General features: G+C 72.2%; 19 protein-coding genes and 2 pseudogenes. 14 read left to right on the top strand and 7 right to left on the bottom strand.

Going from position 1 to position 23,769, the window contains the following annotated elements:
* Nucleotides 1-182 precede the first annotated feature (182 nt).
* Genes AQJ91_RS26385 through AQJ91_RS26355 form a run of 7 tightly spaced genes read left to right on the top strand, consistent with a single transcriptional unit; the run spans nucleotide 183 to nucleotide 7,589 of the window.
* Nucleotides 183-653 carry a (2Fe-2S)-binding protein gene (locus AQJ91_RS26385; RefSeq protein WP_067026424.1) on the top strand — a complete coding sequence of 157 codons (471 nt, stop codon included), beginning with the start codon at nucleotides 183-185 and terminating at the stop codon, nucleotides 651-653.
* Nucleotides 650-3,010 (top strand): xanthine dehydrogenase family protein molybdopterin-binding subunit, encoded by a 2,361-nt coding sequence (locus tag AQJ91_RS26380; protein WP_067026422.1) that lies wholly within the window; start codon nucleotides 650-652, stop codon nucleotides 3,008-3,010. The genes AQJ91_RS26385 and AQJ91_RS26380 overlap by 4 nt, the downstream gene beginning before the upstream one ends.
* Nucleotides 3,007-3,861 carry an FAD binding domain-containing protein gene (locus tag AQJ91_RS26375; protein WP_067026420.1) on the top strand — a complete coding sequence of 285 codons (855 nt, stop codon included), beginning with the start codon at nucleotides 3,007-3,009 and terminating at the stop codon, nucleotides 3,859-3,861. Before AQJ91_RS26380 ends, AQJ91_RS26375 begins: the two co-directional genes overlap by 4 nt.
* Before the next feature lie 15 nt (nucleotides 3,862-3,876).
* Complete coding sequence (locus tag AQJ91_RS26370) at nucleotides 3,877-4,752, top strand: AAA family ATPase (protein WP_067026418.1); 876 nt, start codon at nucleotides 3,877-3,879, stop codon at nucleotides 4,750-4,752.
* Nucleotides 4,749-5,864, top strand: a complete 1,116-nt coding sequence (locus AQJ91_RS26365; protein ID WP_067026416.1) for a vWA domain-containing protein — start codon at nucleotides 4,749-4,751, stop codon at nucleotides 5,862-5,864. The genes AQJ91_RS26370 and AQJ91_RS26365 overlap by 4 nt, the downstream gene beginning before the upstream one ends.
* Nucleotides 5,857-6,957 (top strand): XdhC family protein, encoded by a 1,101-nt coding sequence (locus AQJ91_RS26360; protein ID WP_067026414.1) that lies wholly within the window; start codon nucleotides 5,857-5,859, stop codon nucleotides 6,955-6,957. Before AQJ91_RS26365 ends, AQJ91_RS26360 begins: the two co-directional genes overlap by 8 nt.
* Nucleotides 6,958-6,986: 29 nt before the next feature.
* Complete coding sequence (locus AQJ91_RS26355) at nucleotides 6,987-7,589, top strand: SRPBCC family protein (RefSeq protein WP_067026412.1); 603 nt, start codon at nucleotides 6,987-6,989, stop codon at nucleotides 7,587-7,589.
* Nucleotides 7,590-7,662: 73 nt separating this feature from the next.
* Here the strand turns inward: AQJ91_RS26355 and AQJ91_RS55990 are convergent.
* Nucleotides 7,663-8,260: pseudogene (locus tag AQJ91_RS55990) on the bottom strand (phosphotransferase).
* 355 nt (nucleotides 8,261-8,615) lie between these two features.
* Between AQJ91_RS55990 and AQJ91_RS26345 the strand changes: the two are divergent.
* Nucleotides 8,616-10,535, top strand: coding sequence for a glycosyltransferase family 2 protein (locus tag AQJ91_RS26345; RefSeq protein WP_067026407.1), 1,920 nt, complete (start codon nucleotides 8,616-8,618; stop codon nucleotides 10,533-10,535).
* A gap of 4 nt (nucleotides 10,536-10,539) precedes the next feature.
* Nucleotides 10,540-11,148, top strand: a complete 609-nt coding sequence (rfbC, locus tag AQJ91_RS26340) for a dTDP-4-dehydrorhamnose 3,5-epimerase (protein WP_067026405.1) — start codon at nucleotides 10,540-10,542, stop codon at nucleotides 11,146-11,148.
* On the opposite strand, the gene AQJ91_RS26335 is transcribed toward rfbC, so the two are convergent.
* From AQJ91_RS26335 to AQJ91_RS26315, 5 genes are read right to left on the bottom strand one after another with little or no spacing between them, the layout of a single operon-like run.
* The gene (locus tag AQJ91_RS26335) at nucleotides 11,138-11,941 is read right to left on the bottom strand and encodes a class I SAM-dependent methyltransferase (RefSeq protein ID WP_067026403.1); all 804 of its coding nucleotides are present in this window, start codon (nucleotides 11,939-11,941) and stop codon (nucleotides 11,138-11,140) included. The genes rfbC and AQJ91_RS26335 overlap by 11 nt on opposite strands.
* The gene (rfbD, locus tag AQJ91_RS26330) at nucleotides 11,928-12,818 is read right to left on the bottom strand and encodes a dTDP-4-dehydrorhamnose reductase (RefSeq protein ID WP_067026401.1); all 891 of its coding nucleotides are present in this window, start codon (nucleotides 12,816-12,818) and stop codon (nucleotides 11,928-11,930) included. The genes AQJ91_RS26335 and rfbD overlap by 14 nt, the downstream gene beginning before the upstream one ends.
* A complete protein-coding gene (gene rfbB, locus AQJ91_RS26325; protein ID WP_067026399.1) occupies nucleotides 12,815-13,783 on the bottom strand; it encodes a dTDP-glucose 4,6-dehydratase in 969 nt (322 codons plus the stop codon). The genes rfbD and rfbB overlap by 4 nt, the downstream gene beginning before the upstream one ends.
* Nucleotides 13,780-14,847 carry a glucose-1-phosphate thymidylyltransferase gene (locus tag AQJ91_RS26320; protein ID WP_067026563.1) on the bottom strand — a complete coding sequence of 356 codons (1,068 nt, stop codon included), beginning with the start codon at nucleotides 14,845-14,847 and terminating at the stop codon, nucleotides 13,780-13,782. The genes rfbB and AQJ91_RS26320 overlap by 4 nt, the downstream gene beginning before the upstream one ends.
* 60 nt (nucleotides 14,848-14,907) lie before the next feature.
* Entirely contained in the window at nucleotides 14,908-17,364 is a 2,457-nt protein-coding gene (locus AQJ91_RS26315) for a SpoIIE family protein phosphatase (RefSeq protein WP_067026397.1), read from the bottom strand.
* Nucleotides 17,365-17,523: 159 nt separating this feature from the next.
* Here AQJ91_RS26315 and AQJ91_RS50015 point away from each other — a divergent pair.
* Nucleotides 17,524-17,886: pseudogene (locus AQJ91_RS50015) on the top strand (GAF domain-containing protein); the annotation flags it as partial.
* A gap of 124 nt (nucleotides 17,887-18,010) precedes the next feature.
* Here the strand turns inward: AQJ91_RS50015 and AQJ91_RS26310 are convergent.
* The gene (locus AQJ91_RS26310) at nucleotides 18,011-19,360 is read right to left on the bottom strand and encodes a S1 family peptidase (RefSeq protein ID WP_067026395.1); all 1,350 of its coding nucleotides are present in this window, start codon (nucleotides 19,358-19,360) and stop codon (nucleotides 18,011-18,013) included.
* A 185-nt stretch (nucleotides 19,361-19,545) separates the two neighbouring features.
* Here AQJ91_RS26310 and AQJ91_RS26305 point away from each other — a divergent pair, with 185 nt between their 5' ends.
* The 4 genes from AQJ91_RS26305 (at nucleotide 19,546) to AQJ91_RS26290 (ending at nucleotide 23,768) form a co-directional block, all read left to right on the top strand.
* The gene (locus AQJ91_RS26305) at nucleotides 19,546-19,959 is read left to right on the top strand and encodes a PaaI family thioesterase (RefSeq protein ID WP_067026393.1); all 414 of its coding nucleotides are present in this window, start codon (nucleotides 19,546-19,548) and stop codon (nucleotides 19,957-19,959) included.
* A 456-nt stretch (nucleotides 19,960-20,415) separates the two neighbouring features.
* Nucleotides 20,416-20,631 (top strand): hypothetical protein, encoded by a 216-nt coding sequence (locus AQJ91_RS26300; RefSeq protein ID WP_067026391.1) that lies wholly within the window; start codon nucleotides 20,416-20,418, stop codon nucleotides 20,629-20,631.
* A gap of 111 nt (nucleotides 20,632-20,742) precedes the next feature.
* Nucleotides 20,743-21,549: an HlyD family efflux transporter periplasmic adaptor subunit gene (locus AQJ91_RS26295; RefSeq protein WP_067026389.1), complete on the top strand. Its 807-nt coding sequence runs from the start codon at nucleotides 20,743-20,745 to the stop codon at nucleotides 21,547-21,549.
* Nucleotides 21,546-23,768: an NHLP family bacteriocin export ABC transporter peptidase/permease/ATPase subunit gene (locus AQJ91_RS26290; protein ID WP_067026387.1), complete on the top strand. Its 2,223-nt coding sequence runs from the start codon at nucleotides 21,546-21,548 to the stop codon at nucleotides 23,766-23,768. Before AQJ91_RS26295 ends, AQJ91_RS26290 begins: the two co-directional genes overlap by 4 nt.
* Nucleotide 23,769 lies beyond the last annotated feature (1 nt).

The raw sequence follows: 23,769 nt of genomic DNA, 5'->3' as shown, positions 1-23,769 counted from the left end.
CTCGCTGTGTGACGACGGTTCCTGTGCAGTGCAGCAGAGCCGGAAGCTCGACGGCAATGGATTAACGGTCAACAAACCCGTCGCAGCACTCGCCCCCTCCGGAGACCCGCCATAGAGTGACGTACATCACATCCCGCGACCGATTTCCCCTCTATTCCCCAGCGCGTTCTCTGGGAGGGCACATGACCCGCATCTCGGTGAAGGTGGACGGCACGACGTACGAGGACGAAGTGGAGCCCCGGCTGCTCCTGGTCCACTACCTGCGTGACCGTCTCGGCCTGACCGGCACCCCTATTGGCTGCGACACCTCCAACTGCGGGGCCTGCACGGTCGACCTGGACGGTGAGAGCGTCAAGAGCTGCTCGGTCCTCGCCGTCCAGGCGGACGGGAGCGACGTGACCACCGTCGAAGGGCTCGCCCACAACGGGGAGTTGAGCGGGCTGCAGCGGGCCTTCCACGAGCGGCACGCGCTGCAGTGCGGCTACTGCACCCCCGGCATGCTCATGGCTGCGCGTGATCTGCTGCGCGAGAACCCGAACCCCAGCGCCGACGACGTACGGCAGGGCCTGGAGGGCAACCTGTGCCGCTGCACGGGCTACCAGAACATCGTGCGCGCGGTCCTCGCCGCCTCCGGACAGGAGGTCACGGCATGAGCGGGACCGTCGAACGGGAGGTCGGCCGCCCCCGGCTCCGCAAGGAGGACGCCCGGCTGATCACCGGCCAGACCAACTGGACCGACAACATCAGCGTCAACGGCCTGCTCCACGTCGCGATCCTGCGCAGCCCGATGGCACACTCCCGGCTCGACCGCGTCGACGTCTCCGCGGCCCTCGACCGCCCCGGCGTCGTCGCGGCGTTCAGCGGCGCCGACCTCGCGGAGGGCCTGGGCTCGCTGCCCTGTGCCTGGCCGGTGACCGAGGACATCGTGCTGCCCGACCATCCGCCGATCGCGGTCGACGAGGTGCGCTACGCCGGTGATCCGGTGGCGGTCGTGGTGGCCCGCGACCGGTACGCGGCCGCCGACGCGCTGGAGGCGATCGAGGTCGACTACACGCCGCTGCCTCCGGTCCTGGACCTGGAGGCCGCGCTCGCCGAGGGCGCCCCGCTCGTCCACTCCGACAAGGGCACCAACCGCTGCTACGACTGGCCGCTGAAGACCGGCGAGGACTTCGACTCGGTCCGGGAGTGCGCCGAGGTGACCCTGAAGCGCCGCTACCACCAGCAGCGGCTCATCCCCAACGCCATGGAACCCCGTGCCGTCGTCGTCACCCCGCTCGCCGCCTCCGGCGAGTACACGGTCTACTCGGCCACCCAGATCCCGCACATCCTGCGGGTCATGCTCTCGGTCGTCACCGGCGTCCCCGAGCACAAGCTTCGCGTCGTCGCCCCCGACGTGGGCGGCGGCTTCGGCTCCAAGCTCCAGGTGTACGGCGAGGAGGCCATCGCCCTCACGCTCGCCCGCCGCCTGGGCCGGCCGGTGAAGTGGACCGAGTCCCGCTCCGAGGGCTATCTGGCCACCCATCACGGCCGGGGGATGATCCAGGACGTCGAGATCGCCGCGAACCGCGACGGCAAGCTCCTGGGCCTGAAGGTGGACCTGCTGGCCGACATGGGCGCCTACCTGATGCTGGTCACGCCGGGCATCCCGATCCTGGGCGCCTTCATGTACCCGGCGATCTACAAGATGGACTCCTACGACTTCACCTGCACCGGCGTGTTCACCACCAGGACGCCCACGGACGCCTATCGCGGCGCCGGGCGCCCGGAGGCGACGTACGCCATCGAACGGATCATGGACGACCTCGCCGCCGAACTCGACCTGGATCCGGTGGAGTTGCGGCACCGGAACTGGATCGGGCACGAGGACTTCCCGTACACGTCCATCGCGGGCCTGACGTACGACAGCGGCAACTACGAGGCCGCGACGGAGAAGGCGCTCGCGCTGTTCGGGTACGACAAGCTGCGCGCCGAGCAGGCGGACCGCAACGAGCGGGGTGACGCCGTACGGCTGGGCATCGGGGTGTCGACGTACACCGAGATGTGCGGGCTCGCGCCGAGCCGGGTGCTGCGCGATCTGCGGTACGCGGCCGGCGGCTGGGAGGCGGCGACCATCCGCATGCTGCCCACCGGCAAGGTCGAGGTGGTCACCGGCACCAGCCCGCACGGGCAGGGGCATGTGACCTGCTGGAGCCAGATCGCCGCCGATGTGCTGGGCGTGCCGTTCGAGGACGTCGAGGTCGTGCACGGCGACACGATGGCGGCCCCGCAGGGCATGGACACGTACGGCTCGCGGTCGCTGGTCGTGGGCGGTTCGGCGGTGCACCACGCGGCGCTGAAGGTGGTGGAGAAGGCGCGGAAGGTGGCCGCGCATCTACTCGAAGCAAGCGAGCACGACCTGGAGTTCACCGACGGCGTCTTCTCCGTGAAGGGCTCCCCGGACGCCCGGAAGACCATCCAGGAGGTCGCCTTCGAGACGTTCTCCTCGCACGACCTGCCCGACGGCATGGCACCCACCATCAACGCCGAGTACCTGGTCGACCCGGACAACTTCTCCTACCCGCACGGCACCCACCTGTGCGCGGTCGAGGTCGACACCGAGACCGGGCGGACACGGATCCGGTCGTACGTCTGCGTCGACGACGTGGGCCGGGTCGTCAACCCGGCGATCGTCGAGGGGCAGGTGCACGGCGGGCTCGCGCAGGGCATCGCGCAGGCGCTGTTCGAGGAGGCTGTGTACGACGAGGAGGGCAACCTGCTCTCGGGCACGATGGCCGACTACCTGGTGCCGTCGGCGGCCGACCTGCCCGACTTCGTGACGGACCGGACGGAGACGCCGTCCAGCACAAACCCCTTGGGTGTCAAGGGAGTTGGGGAGGCGGGCACCATCGCCTCCACTCCCGCCGCCGTCAACGCGGTCGTCGACGCACTGCGGCCGCTGGGCGTGCGCGACGTGCGGATGCCGTGCACGCCCGAACGGGTCTGGCAGACACTCAGGGAGGCCGCGCGATGATTCCTCCGGCATTCGACTACACCCGTCCGGCGACCGTCGACGAGGCGGTGCGCGCGCTCGCCGACGCCGGCGACGAGGGCAAGGTGCTGGCGGGCGGACAGAGCCTGTTGCCGCTGCTGAGGCTGCGGCTGGCCTTCCCGGAACTCGTCGTGGACGTCGGCCGGATCCCCGGGCTGCGCGGGGTGCGCGAGGTGGGCGACAGCCTCACCATCGGCGCGCTGACCACGCACCACGAGGTGATCCGGGATCCGCTGGTGCGGCGCTACGCCGGTCTGCTGGCGGCCGCCACGGCCACGGTCGCGGATCCCGCCGTACGCCATCGGGGCACCCTCGGCGGCTCGCTCGCGCACGCCGATCCGGCCGGGGACCTGCCCGCGGTGATGCTGGCGCTGGACGGCGAGCTGGTGGCGGTCGGTCCGCGGGGGCGCCGGACGATCCCGGCGCGGGAGTTCTTCGTCGACTATCTCCAGTCGGCGCTGACGGCCGACGAGTTGCTGGTCGAGGTGCGGATCCCGAAGGCGGACGGCTGGGGCTTCCACTACGAGAAGTTCCAGCGGGTCGCGCAGGCCTGGGCGATCGTCGGGGTGGCCGCGCTCGTGCGGCGCGACAACGGGCACATCGCGGAGGCCCGGGTCGGGCTCACCAACATGGGCTCGACGCCGTTGAGGGCCTCGGCTGCCGAGGCCGCGCTGTCCGGTGCAGGGGATCCGGACGCTGTGGCGCGGGCCGCTCAGGAGGCCGCCGAGGGGACCCGGCCGGCGCAGGACACGTCGGCGTCTCCCGAGTACCGGGCGCATCTGGCGCGGGTGCTCACCAAGCGGGCGGTCCTCACCGCCGCCGGAATGGGGTGAGCGCCGATCGACTCGATGCGGAGCCCGGAAGAGGTGCGGGCCCGCCTGGAGGAGACGGGGTATCTCGTCGACGACGGGCTGGCCGTCGCCTGCTTCCTGGCGCTCAGGCTGCACCGGCCGCTGTTCTGCGAGGGCGACGCGGGCGTCGGCAAGACCGCGCTCGCGGCCGCCCTCGCCGAGGCCCTCGACGCCCCGCTGATCCGGCTGCAGTGCCACGAGGGCATCGACGCCTCGCAGGCCCTGTACGACTGGGACTTCCCACGTCAGCTGCTGCATCTGCGGGCCGCGGAGGCGGCCGGCATCACCGATGCCGAGCGGCTGGAGGGCGAGCTGTACGACCGGCGCTTCCTGGTCGCCCGGCCGCTGCTGCGGGCCCTGGAGACCCAGCCGTGCGTCCTGCTGGTGGACGAGATCGACCGGGCCGACGACGAGTTCGAGGCGTTCCTGCTGGAGCTGCTGTCGGAGTTCTCGGTCACCGTCCCGGAGCTGGGCACGCTGCGGGCCGAGGTGCCGCCGGTGGTCGTGCTGACCTCCAACCGCACCCGCGAGGTGCACGACGCACTGAAGCGGCGCTGCCTCTACCACTGGTTCGACCATCCCGGCTTCGCCCGCGAACTGGCCGTCGTGCGACGCCGGTTGCCGGACGTGTCGGCACGGCTGGCCGAACAGGTGACCGCCCTGGTGCAGGCACTGCGCGCCCAGGACCTGCTCAAGCCGCCGGGTGTCGCCGAGACGATCGACTGGGCCGAGGCCCTGGACGCGCTGGGCGCGACCGAGGTGGACGCGGAGCTGGCGGTGGCGACGCTGGGGTCGGTGCTGAAGTACCGGGAGGACGCCGAGCGGGCACGGGGGCTGGACTTCGCCGCGGTGCTCGCCGCGCGAGGGGCGTGACGGACGTGCTCGCCGCGGACGCCGCGCTCCTCGGCTTCGCCCGTGCCCTGCGCGCGGCGGGCGTCGACGCGAGCGCCGAGCGGGTGCACGCGTTCCTGCGGGCGGTGGACGTACTGCGGCCGGGCATGCGGGCGGACGTGTACTGGGCGGGTCGGCTGACGCTGTGCGCGGACAGGGACGACCTGGAGCGGTACGAGCGGGTGTTCGCCGCGTACTTCGGCGCGGGTGAGGCGACCGGGCGTCCGGTGTCCGCCGCTCCCCCGCCCCGGCTGCGGCTGGTCGTACGGGATGCCGCGGAGCCCCGTACGAGCGGCCACGGGCCCGAAGCCCCTCCCGTCGCCTCCCTGGCGAGCTCAGGCGAGGTCCTCCGCCACCGTGACATCGCCGACCTGGACGTCGCCGAGCGTGAGCAGCTGCGCCGTCTGCTGGCCGCGTTCGCACTGCGCGGCGAGACGCGGCGCAGCGCGCGGCGGCGGCCGGCCCGGCGCGGGGAGGTCGATCCGCGCCGGACGGTGCGGGAGCTGCTGCGGCGCGGCGGGGAGCCCGCACGGCTGCGCCGGCACGCGCGGGCCGAGCGGCCCCGGCGGGTCGTGCTGCTCGTGGACGTCAGCGGTTCGATGGCGCCGTACGCGGACGCGCTGCTGCGTTTCGCGCACGCGGCCGCCCGGCACGGCCGTACGGAGGTGTTCACGATCGGCACCCGGCTGACCCGTGTGACCCGGGAGCTGGCCCACCGCGATCCGGACCTGGCGATGGCCGCGGTCGCGGCGGCGGTGCCCGACTGGCGTGGGGGTACCCGGCTGGGTGAGCTGCTGCGCGCGTTCCTGAACCGCTGGGGACAGCGGGGCATGGCGCGCGGCGCGGTCGTGGTGCTGCTGTCCGACGGCTGGGAGCGTGGCGATCCGGAGCTGCTCGGGGCCCAGATGCGACGCCTGCGGCGGCTGGCGCACCGGGTGATCTGGGCCAATCCACGCAAGGCGCGCCCCGGTTACGCGCCCCTGGCGGCCGGGATGGCGGCCGCGCTGCCGAGCGTGGACGCGTTCGTCGAGGGGCACAGCCTGGCCGCGCTGGAGAGGCTGGCGGCGGTGGTGAGAGGAGCGGGTCGTGCGTGAGATTCTCCCGGTGCTGAGCGGCTGGCACGCGGCGGGGTCGCCGTTCGGTCTGGCCACGGTGGTCGCCGTGAGCCGCAGCGCGCCGCGCGATCCGGGGGCCGCCATGGCCGTGGGGCCGGGCGACGAGGTCGTGGGCAGTGTGTCCGGCGGCTGTGTCGAGGGCGCGGTGTTCGAGCTCGCGCAGGAGGTGGTGGCGAGCGGCGAGGCCCGGCTGGAGACCTTCGGGTACAGCGACGAGGACGCGTTCGCGGTGGGGTTGACCTGCGGTGGCGAGATCACGGTGCTCGTCCGTCCCGTCACGGCCGGTCTGGATCCGTCCTTCGGCGCGGTCGCGGAGTCGGTCGCCGAGGGCCGCCCGGTGACCGTGGCGACGGTGACCGACGGACCCGCATCACGCGGGGCCACCCTCGCCGTCTGGCCCGACCGGGTCGCCGGCACCCTCGGCACGCCCGGCCTGGACGTCGCGGTCACCGCAGACGCGCGCGGCGAACTCGCCCTCGGGGCGACGGGGTTGCGGCACTACGGCCCGCACGGAGAGCGCCGCGAGGACGCGGTCACCGTCTTCCTGCACTCCTTCGCGCCGCCGCCCCGCATGCTGGTGTTCGGCGCCATCGACTACGCCGCGGCGGTCGCCCGCATCGGCGACTTCCTCGGCTACCGGGTCACGGTCTGCGACGCCCGCCCGGTCTTCGCCACGCCGAAGCGCTTCCCGGCGGGCGTCGAGGTGGTCGTGGACTGGCCGCACCGCTACCTCCGGGGCACGGACACCGACGAGCGCACGGTGATCTGCGTCCTGACCCACGACCCGAAGTTCGACGTACCGCTGCTGGAGGAGGCACTGCGCCGGCCGGCCGCGTACATCGGGGCGATGGGCAGCCGCCGTACCCACGACGACCGGATGAAGCGGCTGGCCGAAGCCGGGCTCGGCGAGGGCGAGTTGTCCCGGCTGCGCTCGCCGGTCGGGCTCGACCTCGGCGCCCGTACGCCCGAGGAGGTCGCCGTGTCCGTCGCCGCCGAGATCGTCGCGCTGCGCTGGGGTGGTACCGGCGCTCCGCTGACGGCCACGGCGGGCGCGATCCACCCGTCGCCGTAACGCCCGTTGTCAGCCCGCTGGAGGAAGTCATGGAGCTGCACCACGAGTTCACCGTCCCCGTCCCCGTCGACGACGCCTGGCGGACCCTCCTCGACATCGAACGTGTCGCGCCCTGTCTGCCCGGGGCGAGCGTCGAGGAGTACGACGGCAAGACCGTGACCGGCTCGGTGAAGGTCAAGGTGGGACCGGTCACCGTGACGTACAAGGGCACCGCCGTCTTCGAGGAGCAGGACGAGACCACGCACCGCATGGTGCTCATCGCCAGCGGCCGGGAGACCCGCGGCCAGGGCACCGCGCGGGCCACCGTGACCGGCACGCTCGGCGAGCGCGACGGCGGTACGGCGGTGTCGGTGCGGACCGATCTGTCGGTGACCGGGCGGCCGGCGCAGTTCGGGCGCGGCGTGCTGGCGGAGGTGGGCGACCGGCTGGTCGGGCAGTTCGCGGAGTGCCTGTCGGAGCGGTTGGCTGAGCGGGCCGAGGCCGAGCCCCATCAGATGGATGAGCCACTGGACCTGCTCCGTACCGCCGGGGTGCCGGTCGGGAAGCGCGCCGCGGTGGTGGGGGCGGCCGTCGTGGTGGTGCTGGTGGTGGCGACGCGGGTACGGCGGTGGCGGCGGAGTCGTCGTCGGTAGGGCCGGAGGAGCCGTCAGGCCTGGTCCCGGCGATGGTCGGCCATGACCTGCTCCAGGTGGCGCAGAGCCGTGGTCACCCGTGCCGGGTCCGCCCGGAAGAACAGGTCGTCGGGACCGGCAGCGATCCGGCCAGCGTCCCGAAGTCGTCCCCCAGTTCTCGGCTTCGCTCGAACCGGGAGGTGCCCCCATCGGCGCTCAACCGGCCGTCCCTGGCCAGGAGGTTGCCGGCATCGAGGTCGCCGTGGATCCACACCGGCGGTTTCTGCCAGGCGGGCGCCGCGAGGGCCGCCTTCCACACCTCCGTCACGGCGTCCGTGTCGACGAGGCCGGTCCCCTTCAACACCTCGATCTTGGGCCGGACGCGGGCCTCGACGGCGATGGAGTCGCGCGGGTCGCCCATCGGGACGCCGCGGAAGGCGTTGCTCTGCTCGGGGCCGGGCCCGCCGGTGGCGTCGACCGACTGGAGCGCGCCGATGAACTCCGCGAGGTCGAGGGCGGCCCGGACCGGGTCGGCCAGCATCTCGGTGGTCGCCGTCTCCCCCCGCCAGCCAGCGGTACACGGACCACGGGTACGGATAGCCCTCGCCGGCCTCTCCCCTCGCGACCGGCTCGGAGACGGGCAGCGGCAGATGCGGGGCGAGCCGCGGCGGCCAGTACTGCTCGCGGTCCACCTGGCCCACCCAGTGGGCGTACCGCGGCAGCCGCACGAGCGGGGCGTCGATCACCACGCCGACCAGCACAGCGGGACGACGGCCCGGACGCCCAGTGAATCAGCCGGGCCTCATGGCGGCACGGCGGCTGTCCAGGCGGGCCCTGGCCTGCACCTGGCCGTTGAACGCGTCGTGCTGCGTGACTACACCCGGCGCCCACGCGGCGGTAGCCGCAAATTGACACAGCCCCGCGCCCCTGAGGCGTTGCCGTCGCCCGGCGCTTCACGTGGACAAAGGCGTCCACGGGGTTAGCATCTGGCCACGAGCACCGTAATGTGACCTGAACGCACCGTCACCCGAGGGGGCTCGGAGCCCGATGCCGGTCAAGGTCAGCGTCGTCGTCCCCGTGTACAACCCGGGGTCCTACATCGAGGACTGCATCGCGTCACTGCTCAGGCAGTCGCTGCCGCCGGACGCGTACGAAGTGCTCTTCGTGGACGACGGTTCCACCGACGAGACCCCGGCCAGGCTGGACGCGCTCGCCGCCGCGGACTCCCGGGTGACGGTCCTCCGTCAGGAGAACTCCGGCTGGTCGGGCAAGCCGCGCAACGTCGGGATCGCCGCCGCCCGGGGCGAGTACGTCATGTTCGTCGACAACGACGACTACCTCGGCGACGAGGCCCTCGAGCGGATGTACGACTACGGCGTCGCCAACGGCGCCGATGTCGTGGTCGGCAAGATGGCCGGCAAGGGGCGCGGGGTGCCGGTGGAGCTGTTCCGCCGCAACCATCCCCGTGCCACCGTCGAGAACGCGCCGCTGATCGACAGTCTCACCCCGCACAAGATGTTCCGCCGCGCGTTCCTCGACGACATCGGGCTGCGTTTCCCGGAGGGCAGGCGGCGGCTGGAGGACCACGTCTTCGTCACCGAGGCGTTCCTGCGCGCGGCCAACGTCTCCGTGCTCAGCGACTACGTCTGCTACTACCACACGCGGCGGGACGACGCCTCGAACGCGGGTTTCCAGCGCTTCGACCCGGCCGGGTACTTCAAGAACCTCCGGGAGGCGCTCGACGTCGTCGAGCTGTACACCGAGCCGGGGCCGGTGCGAGACCGGCTGTTCCGGCGATGGCTGCGGGTCGAGATGGTGGAGCGGCTGCGCGGGCGGCGGCTCCTCGCGGTGCCGGAGGACTATCGCCGGGAGCTGTTCGAGGAGATCCGCCAGGTCGTCGTCGACCGCTTCGGGCCGGGTGTCGCGGCCGGTCTGCAGCCCACGCAGCAGGTCGTGGCCGCGTTGATCGCGGCGGGCCGGTACGACGACGTCGAGGCCTTCGCCGCGTGGGAGGCCGGGGTCGTCCTGACGGCCGTACCGGAGCGCGTGGTGTGGGAGGGCGGCAGGCTGCGGGTCGGGTTCGCCGCCGAGTATGCCTCCGGCGGTACGCCGATGACGTTCCCCGGCGACGGCGACCGGGCGCCCCTCGACGGTCCGCCGGCCGACGTCGCCGCGGCGATCGCCTGGGTGGGCGCCGACACCGTCGCCCGGTTCGGCAAGGCCACCGCCGACCTGCTGCTGCGTGAACGCGCCGGCGGCGCCCAGTACTTCCAGCCGGTGCGGTTCACCAGGGAGACGGTGCCGGCCGGGGACGGCGGCCCGGTCCGGCTGGTGCTGCGGGCCACCGCCGACGTCGACCCCGCCGACCTGACCCGCGGCGGCCTGTGGGACGCCTTCGTCCGCGTCAAGGTCGGCGGCTGGACCAAGGAGTGCCGCCTCGGCCCCGCCCCGCGCCGGGAGGCCCTGTCCGCCGGTGTGGCGGGCGGCCATGTGGTCCTGCCGTACTGGACGTCGCCGCACGGCCATCTCGCCCTGGACGTCGACCGTGCGACCGAACGCCTGGGCCTGGGTGCCGTCACGCCCGCGAACGTCATGGTCTCGGGCGGCCGGTTCCGCGCGCCGCTGCCGCTGCACGTACCCGGCGAGACCGCGGTGCTGCTACGGCTCGCCTCGGCGGGTACGACCGTCGAGGCGCCGGGCACGCTGGTCCCGGACCGATCGGGGGCGCTGCTGGAGGCCGTACTGCCCGTCCGCGAGCTGACGGACGCGACCTGGCGGACGGCGCTCGGGGTGCCCGGGCCGCGCTTCGTCGCGCTGCCGTTCGCCCTGCGCGTCCGCGCGGACGCCGTGCGGATGGTCCGCGCTCCCCGCACGGGCGCCGTACGGCGGCTGGCCCACGGAACGCGCCGGAAGCTCGGCACGGTGCTGCGGCGGGCGGTGGCCCGGATCCGGACACGACGGAGGTGACGGTATGCGAGCCCTCGGCATCGAAGGCGCCTGGGCGCTGGAGCCCAAGGTGTTCCCGGACGACCGGGGCAGCTTCCACGAGTGGTACCGCGGCGAGGAGTTCCGCGAGGCCACCGGATACGACCTGAGCCTGGCGCAGGCCAACTGCTCGGTCTCCCGGTGGGGCGTGCTGCGCGGGGTGCACTTCTCGGACGTGCCGCCCGGGCAGGCCAAGTACGTCACCTGTGTGCGCGGCGCCGTCCTCGACGTGGTCGTCGACCTGCGGGTCGGCTCGCCCACCTTCGGGCGGTGGGAGGCGCTGCGGCTCGACGAGGGCAGCCGGCCCGCCGTGTTCCTCGCGGAGGGGCTCGGGCACGCCTTCATGGCGCTCACCGACGAGGCCACGGTGGTGTACCTGTGCTCGACCGGGTACGCCCCGGAGCGCGAGCACGGGGTGCACCCGCTCGACCCCGAGCTGGGCATCGCCTGGCCCGAGCACATCCCGCCGCTGCTGTCGCCGAAGGACGAGGAGGCGCCCTCGCTGGCGGCGGCGGAACGCTCCGGCCTGCTCCCGTCGTACGCGGCCTGCACCGCCCGCTACGCCGAGCTGCGCGACCGCCGGTTCAGCGGCTGACAGCGATCTGCTCGACGGCGTGCCGCAACGGCTCCCAGCCCCGTGAACGCCCCACGCCGAGGCGCCGGGCCCGGGCCAGCGGCCGCCAGAAACCCGCCTCCAGCAACGCCTCCGGCGGCACCGCGCCCGCCCGGTCCAGGACCGTCTCGGGCACCTTCTGCGGGTCGGGCACGTCGTACTCGGCGACGATCTCCTCGTACCGCTCCCGCAGCACGGTGTTGCGCCGGTCGGCACCGAAGACCACGAGCTGGCCGGTGGGCTGGGTGTCGACCAGGACGGTCACCAGGTCGGGGCGGTACCGGGCGAGGATCTCGACGAGCTTGTACACGTCGCCGGTCCAGGCTCCGGTGTGCCGGTCGCGGGCCGCCTCGTCGACGCTGCGCGGCAGCATGTCGTCGAAGACGATCACACTCGCCCAGTCTGAGTACTGCTCGACGTTCATGAAGTCCCGCAGCGCGTACTCGAACAGATGCATGCCGTCGATGAACGACAGGTCCAGGGTGGTGCGCCGCCAGTGGGCGAGCGGGCCGCGGCCCCGGCGCAGGTTGCGCAGCGGGTGGCGGCCGCCCCTGAGATGGACGAGCGGGTTGTCGCGGGCGAAGAAGTCGTCGCTGGTGGCCTTCACCAGGTGGACGTCGCAGCGGATCTCGGTGACGACCTTGAACGCGGGGTCGACGGCGACGGTGGGGACGCGGGACAGTCTGAGGCTGCGGCCGTCGTTGACGCCGATCTCCAGGTAGTTGCGGTTGCCGCTCACCTTGTGCAGTTCCCTCAGGAACTCATGGCGCTTCACCTAGGGCCTCCTTGCGGATCCGGGGCAGTGCTTCGTCGAGGGCGGTGCGCCAGTCGCGCAGCGGCGGCAGACCGGTCTGCCGCCAGCGGCCGTGCGCGAGGGCGCTGTAGGCGGGGCGGGGTGCGGGCCGCGGGAAGGCCTCGCTGCTGACCGGGTGCACCCGGTCGGGGTCGGCGCCGAGCTGTCGGAACACCTCGCGGGCCAGCTCGTACCAGGTGGCCTCGCCGGAGCTGGTGGCGTGCAGGACGCCTTTCGCGTCGCGGCCGACGTGCGGGCCGAGGTCGGCGATACGGGCGGCGACGTCGGCGGTCCAAGTGGGCTGCCCGCGCTGGTCGTCGACTACGTCGACGGTGTCGGTGTCCCGGCGGGCCTCGAGCCCGATCATCGTACGGACGAAGCTGCGGCCGTGGACGCCGTAGAGCCAGGCGGTACGTACGATCGCGCTCGCTTCGGGGAGTTCGTCCGACACGGCCTGTTCGCCGGCGAGTTTGGTGCGGCCGTAGGCGGTGCGCGGGGCGGTCGGATGGTCCTCCGGGTACGGGGTGGTGCGGGCGTCGCCGGAGAACACGTAGTCGGTGGAGAGGTGGATCAGGCGTGCGCCGTACGCCGCACAGGCGCGGGCGAGCAGGCGCGGGCCGTCGCCGTTGATCCGCAGGGCCGCCTCCTCGTCCTCCTCGGCGTCGTCGACGGCCGTGTAGGCCGCGCAGTTGACCATGACGTCGGGGCGGTGCTCGGCGAAGGCCCGGTCGACGGAGGCCCGTTGGGTGATGTCGAGGGCGGAGTGGGACGGGCCGGTGACGTGTTCGCCGCGCCGCAGCAGCTCTTCGACCAGGTCGTGGCCGAGCATGCCGGCCGCTCCGGTGACCAGCCACCTCATCCGGGCTCCTCACGCCGTTTGAGCGGCTCCCACCAGGCGCGGTGCTCGCGGTACCAGGCGATGGTGGCGGCGAGGCCGGCCGTGAAGTCGTGGCGGGGGTGGTAGCCCAGCTCGGTGCGGGCCTTGGTCCAGTCGACGGAGTAGCGCAGGTCGTGGCCCTTGCGGTCCTCGACGTACGTCACGCTGTCCCAGTCCGCGCCGCAGGCCTCGAGGAGCAGGCCGGTGAGGTCCCGGTTACTGAGCTCGGTGCCGCCGCCGATGTTGTAGACCTCGCCGGGGCGGCCCTGGGTGCGGACGAGTTCCACGCCGTGGCAGTGGTCGTCGACATGCAGCCAGTCGCGGACGTTGCGGCCGTCGCCGTAGAGCGGGACCTTGGCGCCGTCGAGGAGATTGGTGACGAAGAGGGGGACGACCTTCTCGGGGAACTGGTGCGGGCCGTAGTTGTTGGAGCAGCGGGTGACGCGGACGTCCAGGCCGTGGGTGCGGTGGTGGGCCAGGGCGAGCAGGTCGGAGGATGCCTTGGAGGCGGAGTACGGGGAGCTGGGCCGCAGCGGGTCGTCCTCGGTGGCCGAGCCGGTCTCCACGGAGCCGTAGACCTCGTCGGTGGAGACGTGCACGAAGGGCTCCACCCGGTAGCGCAGGGCGGCGTCGAGAAGGGTCTGGGTGCCGAGCACGTTGGTGAGGACGAAGTCGGCCGCCCCGTCGATCGAACGGTCCACGTGGGACTCGGCGGCGAAGTGCACCACCTGGTCGGCCTCGGCCATCAGCTTGTCGACCAGTTCGGCGTCGCGGATGTCACCGTGGACGAACTTCAGCCGGGGATGGGCGGGTTCGAGGTTGGTGAGGGTGCCGGCGTAGGTGAGTTTGTCCAGCACGGTGATCCTCGGTGGCGCGTCGGAGGCCAGCAGGGTGCGGACGTAGTGCGAGCCGATAAAACCGGCGGCGCCGGTGACGAGAAGGTTCATGTGTGGATCTGCACCTTGCTGTGGTCGCCGAGGACGAGTCGGTGGGCGCTGGGGACGCTGGGTGCGGGGGTGACCTCGACGTGCCGGCCGATGAGCGAGGACTCTATGCGGCCCACTCCGTGGATCGAGGAGTTCCGCAGCACGATGGAGAACTCCACCTCGCTGTCGGTGATACGGCAGTTCTCCGCGATCGAGGTGAAGGGGCCGACGTAGGAGTCGCTGACGACGGTTCCGGCACCGACGACGACGGGGCCGACGATGCGCGAGTTCACGATGCGCGCCCCCTCCTCCACGACCACCCGGCCCACGGTCTCCGACGCGGTGTCGACGTCGCCGTCGATGCGGCGGCCCAGGCTTTCCAGGACGGTCCGGTTGACCTCGAGCATGTCGTCGACGTTCCCGGTGTCCTTCCAGTAGCCCTTGATGACCGTGGAACGCACATCGGCATGACGGTCGATCAGGTGCTGGATGGCGTGGGTGATCTCCAACTCGCCGCGCCAGGACGGTCCGATGGCGCGCACCGCCTCGTGGATCACCGGCGTGAACAGGTACACGCCGACCAGGGCGAGGTCGCTCTTCGGGTGCTCCGGTTTCTCCTCCAGGCCGACGACCTGGCCGGCGTCGTCGAGTTCGGCGACGCCGAAGGAGCGGGGGTCGGGGACGCGGGTGAGCAGGATCTGGGCGTCGGGCCGGTTTCTGCGGAACCCGTCGACGAGGTCCGCGATGCCGCCGACGATGAAGTTGTCGCCGAGGTACATCACGAAGTCGTCGTCGCCGAGCCAGTCGCGGGCGATGAGCACCGCGTGGGCCAGCCCGAGGGGGCGTTCCTGGGGGATGTAGGTGACTTCCAGGCCGAATTTGGATCCGTCGCCGACGGCGTCCTCGATCTCGGCGGCGGTGTCGCCGACGATGACGCCGACCTGGGTGATACCGGCCGCGGCGATCGATTCCAACCCGTAGAAGAGAACGGACTTGTTGGCCACCGGCACGAGTTGTTTGGCCGAAGTGTGCGTGATCGGCCTTAACCGCGTGCCGGCGCCACCGGACAGCACGAGAGCCTTCATCTGCTTCACGATAGCCCTGATCCAGCCGGATAACCGGTGCCGGTCTGACGCGCATGTGCCCTACCGGCCCAGCGCGATCTCGCTCCACACCTGCTTGCCGCCGCTGACGGGCACGGTCCCCCAGACCGCCGACATGGCCTCGACGAGGAGGATGCCGCGGCCGCCGGTGGCCTCCCAGCCGATGCTGGTCGGTTTGATGGGCGTACGGGGTGAGGCGTCGGCGACCGCGACACGCAGCCGGTCGCTGATGAGGGTGAGGTCGAGGCGGACCTTGCCGTCGGTGTGGACGAGGGCGTTGGTGACGAGTTCCGAGACGACGAGGAGGACGGCGTCCAGGTCCGCCGCCGGCACACCCCAGGTGCGCAGGGTGCGCCGGGTGAAGCGGCGGGCGTGGCCGACGGCCTGCGGGACCCGCCACACCGTCCAGCCCTCCCGCAGCGGGCGCGAGGCCATCCCGTCGTAGCGCAGCAGGAGCAGGGCGACGTCGTCGCTGCGGCGGGCGTTGCCGAGGAGGGCGTCGGCGACGAGGCCGAGGTGGGCGGGGTCGGAGACGGCCAGTTCATGGGCGAACCGGCCCATCCCGGTGTCGATGTCGGTGTCGGGAGACTCGACGAGGCCGTCGGTGGTCAGGGCGATGACCGTGCCGGGCTGCAGCCCGAGCGGGCTCATCGGGAAGTCGGCCTGCGTCATGACGCCGAGCGGCGGGCCGCCCTCCGCCTCCGCGATCTCCGTGCTGCCGTCCGGGTGACGGAGCACCGGCGGCAGATGTCCGGCGCGCACGCACCAGGCGGAGCCTTCCTCCAGGTCGATGTCGACATAGCAGCAGGTGACGAAGAGGTCGGTCTCCAGGTCCGCCAGGAGGCGGTTGGCGTGGGAGACCACCACGTCAGGGGGGTGCCCCTCGGTGGCGTAGGCGCGCAGGGCGGTGCGCATCTGGCCCATCAGGGTGGCGGCGGCCGCGCTGTGGCCCTGGACGTCGCCGATGACGAGGGCGACGTGGTGGTCGGGCAGCGGGATCACGTCGTACCAGTCGCCGCCCACCTCGAGGCCGGCCGTGGTGGGCAGATAGCGGGCGACGGCGACGGCGCCGGGCAGTTTCGGCAGCCGGCGCGGGAGCAGCTGGCGCTGGAGCATGCCGACGAGTTCGTGCTCGGCGTCGAAGGCGTGGGCGCGCATCAGGGCCTGGCCGGCGAGGCCGGCGGAGGCGGTGAGCAGGGCGCGTTCGTCGGGGCCGAAGTCGTGCGGGCTGTCCCAGCCGATCAGGCAGGCGCCGGCCATGCGGCCCGCGGCGGGCAGCGGCAGGACGGCGAGGCCGCCGGGGCCGACTTCGGCGAGGGCGGGCTCCAGGGGGGCGTCGGCCGGCCAGATCTGGGCGCGGCCCTCGCGCAGGGCGGCGGCGAGGGTGGGCATGGCGCGCACGGGTGCGTCGGGCCATTCGGAGCGCCACTCCAGGCGCCACAGCTCGGGCCAGGCCTCGGGCTCGGGCGGGTCGAGGACGGTGACGACAAGCCGGTCGTTCTCCAGCTCGGCCAGCGCGATGCGGTCGGCGCGCAGCGGCTTGCGCAGGGCGGTGACGACGGCCTGGCCGACGTCGCGGACGGTGCCGGCGGTGGCCAGGGCTGCGGCGAGGCGCTGGACGCGGGCCACGTCGGTGACCTCTGGGCGCAGCGTGGAGGCGTCGTCGACGGTGCCGACCAGGCGGGCCGGGTGGCCCTCGCCGCCGGGCAGGAAACGGCCGCGCAGCCTGAGCCATCTGGGTGGGCCGGCGGGCTGCAGGACCCGGAACTCCAGCTCGCGGTCGCCGATGGACATGTGGTCGGCCTCGACGACGGACATCAGGGACGGCAGGTCCTCCGGGACGGTCAGACCGAGCAGGGTCTCGACCTTGCCGTCGAAGTCGGCGGGGCCGAGGCCGAACAGGTCCAGGATGTCGTCGCCAATCTCGACACGGCCGGTGTCCATGGCGAGGCTGAACGCGTCGGACGGCAGCTCACCGCCCTCCGTGTCCGCGCCGGGAATGGGCAGGACGGCGGCGTCGGCGATCAGCTCCAGACACTTGCGGTCGTCGTTGCCGAAACCGCCCAGGCCCTCGCTCACCGCGAGCAGACAGCCGCCGCCGGCGTCCGCGCGGGCCGGGAGGGCGGCGAGGAAGAAGTCACGCGACGGGGTGCGCCGCGAGTCCGCCGAGTCGGCGAGTTCCTGCGGCCCGAGCCAGACCGGCCGCCCCGCGCGGTGAGCGTCGGCCACCGGGGAACCCCCGGCGGCGGGATAGCTGTCGCGTACGCCGTACAGGGTCCGGGGCACCCCCACCGACTCGACCAGAAAGAGCTGCTCACCGGTCGCACCCGGCGTGTACACCGCGACGAACGCGGCACCGGCGAACACGAGCGCCTGCTCCAGGACCCGGCGCAGCCGCTCGGGCGACTCCGGGTCGGCGGTGAGCGCGTGGAGGGCATCTTCGGCACGCAGAGTCCTTGTTCTGCGTCCCGCAGCGCCCTCACTCACCACGTCCGCCATTACAGCGCTTATGAGACACCTGCGCAGCCCCTGTGACCGTTCGGCGGGTTCGCGACGGCACGCACGCTGCCGCCGAGGGGGTGCCAGAGCGGATCGGTCCCCCTGCGTCGGCCGACGCAGGGGGACCGCGCCGGCTGTCACATGCGCTGCCGGCGGCCGCCGGACCCGGACCTCGTGGAGCGGTTCGACGGGCTGCCGCTCGCCGAGCAGACCCCGGGCACGCACGCCCTGACCACGGGGGTGCCCGCGTTCTTCGAGTCGCGGGAACAGCTGGAGCACCTGTATCCGGCGCGGCACGCCACTCCGGACGACTTCGCGGCCTGGGCGTATCTGCCGCTGATCGCCTCCGGCCGCCCGGTGGGCACCTGTGTGCTGGCCTACGCCGATCCGCACCCATTCCCGGCGGACGAGCGGGCGGTGCTGGCGAGTCTGGGCGGGCTGATCGCGCAGGCCCTGGAGCGGGCGGTGCTCTACGACGCGAAGCACCAGCTGGCCCATGGACTGCAGGCGGCCCTCCTCCCCCTGGGCGCGGGGGTGAGAGGCCCCCCTCCGACGCACGAAGAGAGCTCGACACCAGGCGCACACCGCACACGGAGCGGTCCGGCCCTCCCGCCGGAGGGCCGGACCACGTGTCTGGGACTCGGGGTCAGTTGGTGTGGGTCAGCCCGGAGTCGTCCTGGACGCCGGTGCCCGTCTCCTCACCGGTACCGGCTTCCTCGCCGCCGACTTCCTGGCCGGCTTCCTCGCCGCCGACCTCTTCGCCACCGGCCTCCTGGCCACCGACTTCCTGGCCGCCGACTTCCTCACCCGCACCGGCCTCGCCGCCACCGGCCTCTTCACCGCCGGCCTCCTCGCCGCCCGCGCCGCCGCCGGCCGCGTCGCCGACGAGCGTCGCGCCGACCGCTTCCAGCGCGGTCGTCACCGGCTGGAAGAAGGTCTCGCCGCCGACCGTGCAGTCGCCGCTGCCGCCCGAGGTCAGGCCGATCGCCAGCCCGTCCTGGGTGAACAGGGAGCCGCCGCTGTCGCCGGGCTCGGCGCAGACGTTGGTCTGGATGAGGCCCGTCACCGTGCCCTCGGGGTAGTTCACGGTGGCGTCCAGGCCGAGCACCTGACCGTCGCTCAGACCGGTCGTGCTGCCCATCCGGAAGACCTCGAGGCCGACCTCGGCGTCCGCGGCCTGGCTGATCGGGACGAGCTGCCCGCCGCCGACGTTGACCTCGCTCGGCGCCTCGGTGGCCGGGTCGTCGTACTTGACGAGCGCGAAGTCGCCCTCGCCCGGGAACGTGGCCTGGTCGACGGTGGCGACCGGCTGGCCGTCCTCGGCGTCCGCCCACTGCTCGGCCGCGACCCCGCAGTGACCCGCGGTCAGGAAGGCCGGGGAGCCGTCGTCCGCCTGGACGTTGAAGCCCAGGGAGCAGCGTGCGCCGCCGCCGAAGATGGCGTCACCGCCGGACGCGAACGTCTTGAAGGTGCCCTTGGACTTCTGGATGGTCGCCATACCCGAACCGAGGGTCTGGACGGTCGACTCCAGTCTGTCCCACTTGTCGCCGGTCACCGTGGAGTCGGCGGTCACCAGGATCTTGTTCGTCCTGGGGTCGACGGCCCACGCGGTGCCCGCGATGGTCGCCTCGCTCTTCAGAGTCTGCGCGCCGGCCTCGAGCTCGGCCATGCTGTTCTCGACCTCGCGGACGGTCGCGCCCGCCTTCTTCGCCTGGACGATCACGTTGTTGTTGTCGCCGGATATGACGTTGACGACGAGCTGCTGGCTCTCCCCGTCGTAGTACGAACCGGCGAAGGCGTCGCCGAGCAGTCCTTCGAGCTGCGAGGCGAGATCCGACGCGTCCGCCGCCTTCAGGGTCTTCGGGGCGGCGGCGTCGGTCGACGCACCGTCCTGGGACGCGTTGGCGTTCGGCAGCAGGATCGCGGCCGCGCCGAGCGCCGCCACACCACCCACCGCGATTACGGCCTTGCGCTTCGGAATTCGCTTGTGACTCAAACTTCTCGACCTCCTGGGGGACGGGGTCTGTGCCGCCGTTCGGCAGCCTGTTCGGGGCGCCTGGTTGGCAGTGGGTACGCACGGGTCGTGTGGGGCGTTCAATTCCGTTTGCGCGCGCCCCGGTTGCCATGCCGAATCAGCCACGGCCCGAGTCCGCGCGCCCGGCGGCGGGAACAATCCCCCATATGACGATGACCACCGCCGAAGCCGACAAGATCCTCTCCACCAACTTCGCCCCCTGGGTGCTCGAACTCGGCCTCACGGTCGAGGCGTTGGGCGACGCCCGGGCGATCCTGCGTCTGCCCTGGTCAGCGGGGCTGGCCCGGGAGGGTGGCGCGCTGTCGGGGCAGGCACTGATGGCCGCCGCCGACACGGCCACCGTGATCGCGGTGTCGGCGGCGCGGGGTGCCTACGGGCCGATGACGACGGTGCAGCAGTCCACGTCGTTCCAGCGCGCGGTGACCGGCTCGGATGTCCTGATCGAAGCGGTGATCACCAAGCTGGGCCGCCGGATGGCGTTCGCCGACATCACGATGACCGACGAGGGATCGGGAGAGATCACGGCCCGGGCGAGCACGGTCTATGCGCTTCTGGGCTGACACGATCCGCGACCGTTCAGCGACGGTCGGTTGTGAACACCGAGCGGAATCCCTGCTTCAGCGAATCTGCACATCGAATGCCCAACGAAGTCACGGGGCTCCTAGGTTCTGCACAGGCCGGCGGCCCCCGCCACGCCATTGGGGCGGGAGTGTCGCTTTCGCTTCGGCACCGACAAGGGCCCGGCCGAACCGATGCGGTGCCGCATGTGAAGAAGTCGCCGACAAGCCGTGACCTCGCCTGCACCGATCGATGCCTAAGGGACTCAAGTGCCCTGATGAGACGGATGGTTGATTGGAAGGGCGGACCCGCAGCGTGCTTTGATCCATCGCACCGCAGGGGCCGCCAACGGTTCCTGGAATCGGGCGCCGGGCGCCTGCGGCTCGCGGCCGTCCATCTGTCCCCAGAGGGGGCCGCTCCCCCCCTTGTGAAATATCCATACGAAGGGAAGTTCCATCATGAACTCCACCCCCCAGGTTGAGACCGTCGAGATCTCCGACGCCGAGCTCGACAACGTCTCCGGCGGCCTTTCCGTGAACGCCGTGAACGGTGCTCTCGACGCTGTCAACGGCATCGTCCCGGTCTCCGGCCTGGTCGACACGGCCGTCGGCACCGTGGAGGGTGTCACCGGCCTGAACACCGCTCCGGTCACGAACCTGGTCGCCGGTCTCTGATCCCAGCCGGTCTCTGATCGCGTGTAGTACCGCTGAGTCCCGGAGCCGTTCCCCGGTTCCGGGACTCTCGGGTGCCGTAGAACCAGTCGCTTTCAGGTGAGGGAAAGTTCCGTGCAGTTCCGCCAACAGGCCCTCGCCAGGCTGCAGTCGCCGGAGGAGCTCGACCTTCCGGTGCGTTTCGCCCGTCCCCAGGGCTGGCTCGTCCTCTCCGTGACGGTGGTCGTCATGGCGGCGGCGTCGGTGTGGGCGGTGACCGGCTCGGTCGCGTCCACGGTCGGCGCGCCCGCCATCCTCACGCACGGGCAGGGCAGTTACATCCTGCAGAGCCCGGTCGCGGGCCAGGTCACCGGGGTCCTCGCCGAGCAGGGCGAGCGGCTGCCCGCGAACTCCCCCGTACTGAAGGTGCGTACGGCCCAGGGCGAGACCGTCGTTCGCACGGTCGCCGCGGGCCGGGTCACCGCGCTGGCCGCCACCATCGGCCAGATCATCCAGACCGGCGCGAACGTCGCCGCCGTCGAGAAGGTCGCTCACGCCGGCGACCCGCTCTACGCCACGGTGTACGTCCCCGCCGAGAACGCGGCCTCCATCCCCGACAAGGCCGCCGTCGATCTCACCGTCCAGTCGGTGCCCACCCAGGAGTACGGCGTACTGCGCGGCCATGTGAAGTCGGTGGACCGTTCGGTGCAGTCGGCGCAGCAGATCTCCGCGTTCCTCGGCGACAGCCAACTGGGCGAGCAGTTCACCAAGGACGGCCGGCCGGTGGCCGTGCTGGTGAAGCTGGACAAGGCGTCGGGCACGAAGAGCGGCTACGAGTGGTCGTCCGCGGACGGGCCGCCGTTCTCCCTCACCTCCATGACGATGGCCACGGGTTCGATCCGGCTGGCCGACCAGCGTCCCGTCGATTGGCTGCTGCCGTGACCGCCGCGCAGGACACCCGGAGCAGGCGCCGCTCCGCCCCGCCGAAACGCCCGGTGCCCAAGGGGAAGTCGAAGACCGTCCGCACCCCCACCGTGCTCCAGATGGAGGCCGTGGAGTGCGGGGCCGCCTCCCTCGCGATGGTGCTCGGCCGCTACGGCCGCCACATCCCGCTGGAGGAGCTGCGCATCGCGTGCGGTGTCTCCCGCGACGGCTCACGCGCGAGCAACCTGCTGAAGGCGGCCCGCAGTTACGGCCTCACGGCCAAGGGCATGCAGATGGACACGGCCGCCCTCGCCGGGGTGAAGACGCCGGCCGTCCTGTTCTGGGAGTTCAACCACTACGTCGTCTACGACGGCATGGGCCGCCGCTTCGGCCGCCGCGGCGTCTACATCAACGACCCCGCCAAGGGCCGCCGTTTCGTGCCCATGGAGGACTTCGACGGCAGCTTCACCGGTGTCGTGCTGGTCATGGAGCCCGGCGAGGACTTCACCAGGGGCGGGCGCAAGCCGGGCATCCTCGGTGCGATGCCGGCCCGGCTGCGCGGTACCGCGGGCACGATGCCCGCCGCGGTGCTGGCGAGCCTGCTGCTGGTGCTGGTCGGCGCCGCGGTGCCCGCGCTGAGCCGCACCTACATCGACATGTTCCTGATCGGCGGCCAGACCTCCCTGCTCGGCGTGCTGTTCGCGTCGATGGGGACGTGCGTGCTGCTCACGGTCGTGCTGACCTGGCTGCAACAGGCGAACCTGCTGCGCGGCCGCATCATCTCCTCCACCCTCTCCAGCGCCCGCTTCCTGCGCCATCTGCTGCGGCTGCCGGTGACGTTCTTCTCCCAGCGCAGCCCCGCCGACCTGGTGCAGCGCCTGCAGTCCAACGACCAGGTGGCCGAGACGCTGGCCCGTGACCTCGCGGCGGCGGGCGTGGACGCCGTGGTCGTCGTCCTCTACGCGATCCTCCTCTACACGTACGACCCCCAGCTCACCTTCGTCGGCATCGGCGTCGCGCTGCTGAACATCGTCGCCATGCGGGTGGTCATCCGGCTGCGCGCCACCCGTACGGCGAAGCTGCGCGCGGACAGCGCCCGGCTCACCAACACGTCGTACACCGGCCTGCAGCTGATCGAGACGATGAAGGCGACCGGCGGCGAGGACGGCTACTTCCGCAAGTGGGCCGGCCAGCACGCCACCACGCTGGAGGAACAGCAGCGCCTCGGTGTGCCGAGCGCCTGGCTGGGCGTGGTCGCGCCGACGCTCGCGACCCTCAACAGCGCGCTGATCCTGTGGATCGGCGGCATGCGGGCGGTCGAGGGCCACATATCCGTCGGTCTGCTCGTCGCCTTCCAGGCACTGGTCACGCGTTTCACCGCGCCGATCACCCGCCTGAACGGCGTCGCGGGCCGCATCCAGGACTTCGCGGCCGACGTGGCGCGGCTGAAGGACGTGGAGAACTTCGACGCGGACCCGCTCTACGGCCGTCCCGGCGCCGGCGAGTCGACGCGCCGGCTGCACGGCCACGTCGAGCTCCAGAACATCACCTTCGGCTACAGCCCCCTCGACAAGCCCCTGCTCAGCGGCTTCGACCTGACGGTCGGCCCGGGTCAGCAGGTGGCGCTGGTCGGCGGCTCGGGCAGCGGCAAGTCCACGGTGTCCCGGCTGATCTCGGGCCTGTACGCCCCCTGGGAGGGCGTCATCCGCATCGACGACCAGCGTCTGGACGACATTCCGCGCGGCGCGCTCGCCGCGTCCGTCTCCTTCGTCGACCAGGAGGTGTTCCTCTTCGAGGGCACCGTCCGCGACAACGTGGCGCTGTGGGACCCGTCGATCCCGGACGACGCGGTCGTGGACGCCCTGCGCGACGCGGCCCTGTACGACGTCGTGATGCGCCGCCCCGGCGGTATCCACAGCCGGGTCGAGCAGGACGGCCGCAACTTCTCCGGCGGCCAGCGCCAACGCCTGGAGATCGCCCGGGCGTTGGTGCGCCGTCCCAGCATCCTGGTCCTGGACGAGGTGACGAGCGCGCTGGACGCCGAGACCGAGCAGGTCGTGATGGACAACCTGCGCAAGCGCGGCTGCGCCTGTGTGGTGATCGCGCACCGGCTCAGCACCGTGCGCGACAGCGACGAGATCGTCGTACTCCAGCACGGCACGATCGTGGAACGCGGGCGGCACGAGGAGCTGGTGGCGCGGGGCGGCGTGTACGCGCAGCTGGTCAGGGAGCGATGAG

It is taken from the genome of Streptomyces dysideae (genome assembly GCF_001514305.1).
Taxonomy (GTDB): Bacteria; Actinomycetota; Actinomycetes; order Streptomycetales; family Streptomycetaceae; genus Streptomyces; species Streptomyces dysideae.
Note: the sequence above shows the minus strand (reverse complement) of the source record. Positions and strands in the feature narration are given on the sequence as shown.

Excerpts from the sequence above, each read along its gene's own strand:
- rfbB (WP_067026399.1), bottom strand. The coding sequence starts at position 13,783 with ATGAACCTTCTCGTCACCGGCGCCGCCGGTTTTATCGGCTCGCACTAC.
- rfbD (WP_067026401.1), bottom strand. The coding sequence starts at position 12,818 with ATGAGGTGGCTGGTCACCGGAGCGGCCGGCATGCTCGGCCACGACCTG.
- AQJ91_RS26300 (WP_067026391.1), top strand. The coding sequence starts at position 20,416 with ATGAACTCCACCCCCCAGGTTGAGACCGTCGAGATCTCCGACGCCGAG.
- AQJ91_RS26385 (WP_067026424.1), top strand. The coding sequence starts at position 183 with ATGACCCGCATCTCGGTGAAGGTGGACGGCACGACGTACGAGGACGAA.
- AQJ91_RS26320 (WP_067026563.1), bottom strand. The coding sequence starts at position 14,847 with ATGAAGGCTCTCGTGCTGTCCGGTGGCGCCGGCACGCGGTTAAGGCCG.
- AQJ91_RS26355 (WP_067026412.1), top strand. The coding sequence starts at position 6,987 with ATGGAGCTGCACCACGAGTTCACCGTCCCCGTCCCCGTCGACGACGCC.
- rfbC (WP_067026405.1), top strand. The coding sequence starts at position 10,540 with ATGCGAGCCCTCGGCATCGAAGGCGCCTGGGCGCTGGAGCCCAAGGTG.
- AQJ91_RS26315 (WP_067026397.1), bottom strand. The coding sequence starts at position 17,364 with ATGGCGGACGTGGTGAGTGAGGGCGCTGCGGGACGCAGAACAAGGACT.
- AQJ91_RS26370 (WP_067026418.1), top strand. The coding sequence starts at position 3,877 with ATGCGGAGCCCGGAAGAGGTGCGGGCCCGCCTGGAGGAGACGGGGTAT.
- AQJ91_RS26305 (WP_067026393.1), top strand. The coding sequence starts at position 19,546 with ATGACGATGACCACCGCCGAAGCCGACAAGATCCTCTCCACCAACTTC.
- AQJ91_RS26380 (WP_067026422.1), top strand. The coding sequence starts at position 650 with ATGAGCGGGACCGTCGAACGGGAGGTCGGCCGCCCCCGGCTCCGCAAG.
- AQJ91_RS26375 (WP_067026420.1), top strand. The coding sequence starts at position 3,007 with ATGATTCCTCCGGCATTCGACTACACCCGTCCGGCGACCGTCGACGAG.
- AQJ91_RS26345 (WP_067026407.1), top strand. The coding sequence starts at position 8,616 with ATGCCGGTCAAGGTCAGCGTCGTCGTCCCCGTGTACAACCCGGGGTCC.